A 6928-nucleotide genomic window follows, 5' to 3' on the forward strand; every position below is an offset into this window, starting at 1 on the left:
TTCGGAGTTAATAATTAGGAGCGTTTGTTAATCTCGTCGCGAATGTTCGATGCCCTTTCGTAGTCTTCTTTCGATATGGCATCGTCGAGCAGCATATTAAGTTCCGCCAGTGTAAGGTGCTTAAGCGCTTCGGATTCGGTATCGGTTTTTGGAGGTTCCTCGGTGGTGGGTGTGGCTTCTGCTTCGCCCTCTTCCACATCAAGCACAATGCCAGCCTTTTCTATTATCTCGTTGGTTGTGTATATTGGGCAGCCAAACCTTAGGGCTAGGGCAATGGAGTCGGAGGTTCTGGCATCGATAAATACTTCCTTCTTGCCATTGTCGCAGCGGAGCTTCGAGAAGAAAACACCCTCCTCGAGCTTGTATATCTGCACATCAAGAATTTCAATGCCAAACGATTTTGCGAAGTTTAAAAAAAGGTCGTGCGTAAGTGGTCGGGGAGGGGTGAGCCCCTCGAGCTGTATGGCTATGGCTTGCGCTTCAAACCCTCCAATTATAATGGGTATACGTCGCTTCCCGTCTTCCTCGCTTAGTACCAGAGCGTATGCTCCCGACTGAGTTTGGCTATATGATATCCCTAGCACATTTAGCTTAACCTTATTCATTTACAACACTTACTTTATATGCATAATCTTTGAAAAATAGATAGGATACAAACCTAGTTTAATTTGTTAAATAATACAAGATGGGATAAGCTTTGTTGATTTTTTTGTAAGCAAAAATTGCTATTTACCAGATAATCAAAACCGAAAATTGATAGACAAACCCTAATTGGTAATGTTCAAGAAGGATCCGCTTAGCGAGGTTTTGTATCTTTTCAAGGGATAACCACTTGATGCCTGCCCCCAGTTGTGGAACGAGTACGTTGTGTTGCAATGTGGGCATTTCCCTGTGTCAAAACCATCCTCAATAATCTCAATGGCCGTGCTCTTCTCTATATGCTGTGGGCAGGTTGCATCAAAGGCAAAGAACTCGTCGGTTGTGTAACGGTAAATAACAATTCCATTGTTATCGAACCCCTCGTTGGGGTACATTATGGCATTGCCCGGTACTTGGATATGACTAAATTGCGTAAGATCTAAGTTGATTCTAAAACTTACGTAAACATCAGGAACTATCTTGGGCTCCTCCTCTACGCATGAGGCAAAAGGAAACATTAACCCTACCGCTATCCCCAGAAACTTTATCTTTGTCCAATTCATGATCGTTGCCTTTTTGCAAATATACACTACCTTTACAAAATGCTCAGGTATTATTTTTCGAATAAATATTTACACAATGAATATTGGCAAAAGTACTAACACATTTTGTATATTTGTAATCTTAGCATCGTTAGTTTTTTCGTTAGGTTCTTGCAATAGAAAGGTATACCCCTCGGGGCTTGAAGGAAACCTGCTTGGTACGCAGAAAAATTACAAGAAAGAGGTTAGGCAGCGCGAACGGATGGCTCGTAGGGCTGAGAGGCGCACAGCAAGGCTAGAGCGAAAGGCGCTTCGCCCACAAGCCAAGGAGAAGCGAAGGGCAGAAAAAGGCAGTAAGCAGGCAGTTGAAAATCACATCAAAAAGCAACACCCCGATGTGCAGGCACGCATGAAGGAGAACCAGCGCTACACAAAGCAACGCTACGCTTCGAGAAAGACCTTTTGGGAACGAGTTCAATTTTGGAAAAAAAGAAAATAGAGATGGAATTTGACAGCTTAATTTATATTATAATTGCCGTAGTTCTGGCCATTGTGAATGCAGTAGCCCAAAAAAAGAAGAAGGAGCAGGCTGTTGGTGCCGCACCTAAACCGGCGAACTTTGACGAGCAATTTCAGCATTCTGATGAAGAGTATGAGGAGCAATACCACGACGAGGAGCGAGTTGCAGCTAATCCTTTAGAGATACTTTTTGGGCAGTTGGAGAATGACCGGGTTAAGATGGTGGAGGTAGCCTCGGATGAGGTAGAGGTGAAAGAACCATCTAGGGTAGAGCCAGCCCCTGAGCCCGAACCTCAGTTCAACGATTTTCATACCAAAATGCAGGAGAAGGCACAGGAGTTTATCGACTTTAAGCATGAGAAGAATTTCTTCGATTTTGAGGAGGATAGTATTGCTAGCACTGCCATAGGTGATGTTCTTACCGAAGAGGAAGAGGAGGCTCAGGCTGAGATAGAGAGGAAGAACGATATACTAATGGATTTTACCGCTGCTAAAGCTATTGTGTTCTCGGAAATTATCAAACCCAAATATTTTGCAACAGGAGTAAATAGCTAGTATTGTTTTTATTATAAAATAATCCGTATCTTTGCAACGGAAAAAGAGTTCCGATTTCTCGGAATTCTTTTTTATTTATTCTACTTATCAATAATGTTTTTATGCTATGTCGAATGTAACCTATTTAACCAAGGACGGGTTGCAAAAGCTTCAAAAAGAGCTTGAGCACCTACGAACAGTTGAGCGTCCGGCTATCTCACAAATGATTGCCGAGGCTCGCGATAAAGGCGACCTTTCTGAAAATGCCGAGTACGATGCCGCCAAGGAGGCGCAGGGTATGCTCGAGATGCGCATAGCCAAGCTTGAGGATGCCATTGCTAAAGCGAGGGTTATTGATGAGACTAAGATTGATATAAGCAAGGTGCAAATTCTCAATAAGGTAAAGCTTAAGAACACAACCAATAACTCCATGGTGGAGTACACCCTTGTACCCGAGAGCGAGGCAAATATTAAGGAGGGCAAATTATCCGTTGGCACTCCCATCGCTAAGGCTTTGCTTGGCAAGAAGAAGGGCGAAAAGGTTGAGGTAAATATCCCTTCGGGAGTGGTAACCTTCGAAATCATTGATATCTCAAGATAGATTAATACTAATCCTATGGCATCGATATTCTCAAAAATTGTAGCTGGCGATATTCCCTCGTACAAAGTTGCAGAGGACGATCGCTACTTCGCCTTTCTTGATATTAACCCATTGGCCAAAGGCCATGTGCTGGTGATTCCCAAGCAGGAGGTTGACTATATTTTTGATGTTGATGACAAAACGCTTGCCGACATGATGGTATTTGCCAAGCGCGTGGCTTTAGCAATCGAGAAGGTTGTAACGTGCAAGCGAATAGGTGTTGCCGTGCTGGGGCTAGAGGTCCCGCACGCCCATATTCACCTTGTACCCCTTAATCAGGAAACCGATATAAGTTTCACGAAACCAAGGGTGAAGCTAACAAACGATGAGTTTATTGATCTTGCGCAAAGCATTTCGGCAGCTTTGTAAAGCAATCTATCAATATCTACCTATGAAGCAGCCAAATGGCTGCTTTTTTTATTTGCATAAGCGTAATTTTTACTACATTTGGTACCAAGCAGATTTGATTGTTGTAAAACCCTAACTCGTAGCATCAGATGCTGGTTAAAACCTATGGCAGTGCAGTGCACGGCATAAAGGCAACTACAATTACCATTGAGGTAAGCGTTAGCCAGGGGATTAACTTTTTCCTTGTGGGCCTACCCGATAATGCTGTGCGAGAAAGCCAACAGCGCATTGTCACCGCATTTGAATCCATTAGGCAGAAGATGCCCAAGAAGCGGGTTGTAATAAATATGGCCCCTGCCGATATACGCAAGGAGGGAGCAGCCTACGATTTGCCTCTGGCGGTTGGTATTATGGCTGCATCAGAGGTTATCCGGCCCGATGAGCTGTCCGAGTTTGTTATTATGGGCGAACTCTCGCTCGATGGCTCAGTAAAACCCATTAAAGGAATTCTGCCCATTGCCATTCAGGCAAGGGAGGAGGGGTTCAAGGGGTTAATTGTTCCACACGATAATGCGCGCGAGGCAGCAGTAGTTAATAACCTGGAGGTGTATGGCGTTGAGAACCTTGGACAGGTAGTCGACTTTTTTAATGGCGATACGAAGCTCGATCCCTTTGTAGTTGATACCCGTGCCGAATTTATGCAGCATGCCAACGAGTACGAGGTAGATTTTTCCGACGTGAAAGGGCAGGAGAATGTTAAGCGTGCCTTTGAGGTGGCCGCTGCTGGCGGACACAATTTAATTATGATTGGTTCGCCTGGTGCCGGAAAAACCATGCTGGCCAAACGATTGCCCACCATTATTCCACCACTGACCCTTCGCGAGGCGCTTGAAACCACCAAGATTCATTCTGTTGCCGGAAAGATTGATAAGGATACCTCCTTGATGACCCGAAGGCCATTTCGTAGCCCTCATCATACCATCTCGGATGTTGCCCTTGTGGGAGGGGGAACGTACCCTCAGCCTGGCGAAATTTCCCTGGCGCACAACGGAGTTCTTTTTCTCGACGAGCTCCCTGAATTTAAACGAACGGTGCTTGAGGTTATGCGGCAACCCCTTGAGGATAGGGTGATAACCATATCTAGGGCGAAGTTCTCGGTGGAGTACCCCGCCTCATTCATGCTGGTTGCATCAATGAACCCCTGCCCTTGTGGATACTATAACCACCCCGAGAAGGATTGTGTTTGTTCGCATGGGGTCGTCCAAAAGTATCTGAATAAAATATCGGGTCCACTGCTCGATAGGATTGACATCCACATTGAGGTAGTGCCTGTTCCGTTCGAGAAGCTGGCCGAGGCTCCTCCGGCTGAGTCATCGGCCAATGTGCGCGAAAGAGTGGTTAAGGCGCGCGATATCCAAGCCGAGCGTTTTATTGAGTGGAAGGGCGTTTATTGCAATGCCCAGATGACTAGTAAGCTTATACGTAAGTTTTGTGTGCTAGATGCCGCAGGGATGGCGCTGCTTAAGAATGCAATGGAACGATTAGGCCTTTCGGCTAGGGCTTACGATCGGATTCTCAAGGTGTCGCGTACCATAGCTGATTTAGAGGGTAGCCCCGCCATAAAGCCCGAGCATGTAGCCGAGGCAATTCAGTATCGAAGCCTCGATAGGGATACTTGGATAGGTTGATTTTTTAGGCTTTATGAAATTTGGCTTTTTAAAAGTTAGTATGATAGCAATAAGAACTGTACGCAGATTTCTTTTTCTTCTGCTTGTGGCCTTCCAACTTCAAGTTGGATTAGCCCAAGATGGGAACCCTTTCCTTACGCATTACAAACTTCCCGATGGTGTAAGCAATCAGAATTGGGACTTTGTTCAGGGCGATAATGGCCTGATGTACATCCTTAACCGCAAGGGAATATTTTCATTTGATGGCTTACAGTGGGAAAACCTCAAGGTTATGGGAAGACCCATAGCCTTGGCCTATAGTAACGACTTGTTCTACTGTACCGACAGAGGTGTGGGCTACATGGATATTAGCCCCGAGGGCCAATTCCAAGAGCATCTCTTGATCCAATCGACAGATGAGAATTATTTTTACAAGTTTTGCCACCTGTCCGATGGGCTGCTTGTAGTATCACCAACAACTATTTGTAAGATAACAACTCAGCCGCAGATAAAGGTTGACACAATACACTTCGATGATCGGCCCCAGGTGTTTATCTCCGATTTATTTGAACTCGAGGGTGGAGTTTATCACATTCAGAATAGGGCCTTAATCTGCTTAAACAAGCCCGACGGAGGATACGAAATAGTTGCGGGATTGCCCATAGGTTTTGATATGACCTTCTCGTTTGTTCACTCAGAAAATGCTTACTTCGGTGCAACCGACAATAAGCTATACCGGTTTGATGGTGATAGGTTGACTCCATTTAGTTTTGACGATCAGGACTACATCGTGGCAAGTGTGCCCACAGGGGGAGTATCTGTTGATGACAAAACCTTTGCCCTGGCAACCCTTAACGGGGGAAGCGTTCTGGTAAATAGCAACGACGGTACTACAGCGTATACGCTCAATTACGTTAGTGGCCTGCCCGATGATGAGATCTATTCGCTGGGTAGAGATAGCGACAAAGGCTTATGGCTATCGCACGGTATGGGTATCTCACGAGCCGATTTGAACGTTCCTGTTAAATCCTATAGCTATTACCAAGGCCTTAGGGGAAATGTTCTCTCAGCTGCAATGTACAATAGCAAGCTGTACGTAGGAACCAGCGAGGGGCTGTTCTCCCTCGATGAGAAGCGCGACTACAAGGCCATTAGCGTGCCAATTAGGAGGAAAGTTAAACCTGCTGTGGCACAGCCCGACCCGGAACCTGCTCCCACAGCACCCGAGCCCGAAACCATTGAGAAGAAGAAGAGGGGCTTTTTGTCTCGATTGTTTAGCCGAGGATCTGATAGGCCTGAGAATATTGAGGTGCAGTCCAGTGGTCAGTATGTAGATGCGCCTGTACAGGAGGCGAAGGATCTACCACCGCAACGACGAACAATTTACCAGCTCCAATCGGTTACCCACCATTACGATCAGGTGCAGGCAGTTAAGGGTAAGGTTAAGCAGCTCCTTCCATACAACGGTAAACTTTACGTGCTATCAAATCTTGGGCTGTTTGAGGTTGATGATGGTAAGGTAAACCATATTGTACGAGACCTAAACCTAACCTTTGTTGAGCCATTGCCCGATAGCCCCAATAGTTTTATTCTTGGTGCAGATGGAGGGGCTTACCTTGCAACTAAGTTGCGTGAAGAATGGGTTTTGCACCCCTTAGTTGAAGGCTATAATGGCCAAATTGTGAGTGCAATAAAGTTCGACAACCAACGCTTTTTACTTTCAAGCGAGTTTGATGTACTATTAGTTACGCAACAACAAGCAAATAATTATGAAGTAACTAAGATTGCTATTCCTGGTACCCAATACAGCAACCCAATAGTAAGGTGGCATAAGGAAAAACCTTACGCTTTTAGCTCTAGCGGAGCATATCTTTTCGATGCTAGCATGAATACGCTAATGCTTGATGATGATTTTCCCATTCACGAAATTTCAACTATCATGTTTTAACCCTAAATAACCAAGCATTTTTTTTACAATTTTATTATTTATTTTTACCAACGGACAAACGACCGATGGTGACTGTTATACCGAAGGTTCA

Annotated in this window: 8 protein-coding genes; 6 read left to right on the plus strand and 2 right to left on the minus strand. The window is 45.1% G+C overall.

From position 1 onward, the window contains the following. Positions 1 to 14: 14 nt before the first annotated feature. Together G8O23_RS12085 and G8O23_RS12090 are read right to left on the minus strand one after the other, a co-directional pair. On the minus strand, positions 15 to 605 hold the full coding sequence (locus tag G8O23_RS12085; protein ID WP_166365160.1) for a bifunctional nuclease family protein: 591 nt from the start codon (positions 603 to 605) through the stop codon (positions 15 to 17). A 162-nt stretch (positions 606 to 767) separates the two neighbouring features. Further along, the gene (locus tag G8O23_RS12090) at positions 768 to 1202 is read right to left on the minus strand and encodes a hypothetical protein (protein WP_166365162.1); all 435 of its coding nucleotides are present in this window, start codon (positions 1200 to 1202) and stop codon (positions 768 to 770) included. Positions 1203 to 1278: 76 nt separating this feature from the next. On the opposite strand from G8O23_RS12090, the gene G8O23_RS12095 reads away from it, so the two are divergent. From G8O23_RS12095 to G8O23_RS12120, 6 genes are all read left to right on the plus strand, one after another. Beyond that, entirely contained in the window at positions 1279 to 1680 is a 402-nt protein-coding gene (locus tag G8O23_RS12095; protein ID WP_166365164.1) for a hypothetical protein, read from the plus strand. Between the two features lie 2 nt (positions 1681 to 1682). Further along, positions 1683 to 2255 (plus strand): hypothetical protein, encoded by a 573-nt coding sequence (locus G8O23_RS12100; RefSeq protein ID WP_166365166.1) that lies wholly within the window; start codon positions 1683 to 1685, stop codon positions 2253 to 2255. A 106-nt stretch (positions 2256 to 2361) separates the two neighbouring features. Then, positions 2362 to 2835 (plus strand): transcription elongation factor GreA, encoded by a 474-nt coding sequence (greA, locus tag G8O23_RS12105; protein WP_166365168.1) that lies wholly within the window; start codon positions 2362 to 2364, stop codon positions 2833 to 2835. 15 nt (positions 2836 to 2850) lie between these two features. Then, positions 2851 to 3243, plus strand: coding sequence for an HIT family protein (locus tag G8O23_RS12110; RefSeq protein WP_166365170.1), 393 nt, complete (start codon positions 2851 to 2853; stop codon positions 3241 to 3243). Positions 3244 to 3371: 128 nt separating this feature from the next. After that, a complete protein-coding gene (locus G8O23_RS12115; protein ID WP_166365172.1) occupies positions 3372 to 4910 on the plus strand; it encodes a YifB family Mg chelatase-like AAA ATPase in 1539 nt (512 codons plus the stop codon). A 40-nt stretch (positions 4911 to 4950) separates the two neighbouring features. Further along, positions 4951 to 6837: a ligand-binding sensor domain-containing protein gene (locus tag G8O23_RS12120; RefSeq protein WP_166365174.1), complete on the plus strand. Its 1887-nt coding sequence runs from the start codon at positions 4951 to 4953 to the stop codon at positions 6835 to 6837. Positions 6838 to 6928: the final 91 nt, after the last annotated feature.

Origin of the sequence: Perlabentimonas gracilis (assembly GCF_011174675.1) — a bacterium.
Classification (GTDB): Bacteria; Bacteroidota; Bacteroidia; order Bacteroidales; family Tenuifilaceae; genus Perlabentimonas; species Perlabentimonas gracilis.